Below are 1,215 nucleotides of genomic sequence, written 5' to 3'. Positions count from 1 at the left end.
GCGTGCCGCGGCGCTGCTGGGGCTGATCTGCGTGCTGCTGGGCGGCTGGTTCTGGTGGCAGGCGGCCGACGGCGCGCCCCGGGTCCACCCCCTCGGGGAGCCTACCGCCGAGCCCGCCGGTACATCAGGACCGACTGATCCGGCCACTCAAGATCCCGTTGCAGCGGCGGGCGGCAGGATCGTCGTGCACGTCGCAGGCGCAGTGGCCAGCCCCGGCGTGCTGGAGCTGCCGGGCGGGAGCCGGCTCCACGAAGCCATCAGGGCCGCCGGCGGGAGTACGGCCGCCGCGGACCTGGACCGGCTCAACCTTGCCGCCGTCCTTGAGGACGGCCAAAAGATCCTCGTCCCGGAGCGCGGCGGCCCGGAAGGTGCTGGCGCCGCCGACGGGGCCGCACCCTCCGTCGGAACTGGTGGAACAGGCACCGAAGGGACAGGAAGCGGCGGCGGCAACGGACCGCCCGCGGCGAAAATCAACCTGAACACCGCCGGGGTCGAAGAGCTGGCCACGCTGCCGCGCGTCGGCCCGGTTTTGGCCCAGCGCATCGTGGACTGGCGTAAACAGCACGGCCGTTTCCGCAGCGTCGAGGAACTGGACGCTGTCGAGGGGGTCGGCCCGAAGCTGCTCGCGGCCCTCCTGCCACTCGTGCGGATCTGACATGTCTGCAGAGCGGCAGCCGCCCCGCTGGCAGTCCTTGCGGGACGCTGCGGCCGCATCCATGGCCCGGAACACCGTCCCACCCGGCCAGGGCTCCGGGCAGCCTGCGGCAGGGCCCGCGGGGCCTCCTCACCTGCTGGCAACTGCCAGAACCACCCTGGCCACGCTGGAGCACCGCGTCCGCGAAGCCTTGCGGGCCCGCCGGACCGCCGCCCGTCCGCTGTCGTCCGATGCTTCGTCGGGGAGCCGGCGCCGGACCGACCTTCGGCTGGTGCCAGCGGCGCTGCTCGTCTGGGGGACTGCCCTCGCGGGAGGGTGGCTGGCACCGACGGCCCTTGCCTTCGGCTGCGCCGCTCTGGCCACTGCGGCGGGTATATTGCTGGCGCCACACCGCCGGCGCCGGAAGGCTGGTGCCCGGAGCCTTCGGGGCACCGCGGCCGCGGCCCTGCTGCTCTCGTGCGCGGCCGGCGCCCACGCGGCGGTCGCTTCGGTGCCGCGGAATGAAGGCGCGGTCGCGGAAGCCGTTGCCGCCGGCGCCTCGGTAGTGGCCGAAATCGAGG

1 protein-coding gene and 1 pseudogene are annotated in these 1,215 nt (G+C 74.2%); both read left to right on the top strand.

The window, feature by feature from the left end; genetic code table 11:
- A partial coding sequence (locus AB4Y86_RS19205; RefSeq protein WP_441403714.1) for a helix-hairpin-helix domain-containing protein occupies positions 1 to 655 on the top strand: 655 nt, incomplete at its 5' end.
- Position 656: 1 nt separating this feature from the next.
- Positions 657 to 1,215: pseudogene (locus tag AB4Y86_RS19200) on the top strand (hypothetical protein); the annotation flags it as partial.

The organism is Arthrobacter sp. 2YAF22_2 (assembly GCF_052114645.1).
Lineage (GTDB): Bacteria > Actinomycetota > Actinomycetes > Actinomycetales > Micrococcaceae > Arthrobacter.
Note: the sequence above shows the minus strand (reverse complement) of the source record. Positions and strands in the feature narration are given on the sequence as shown.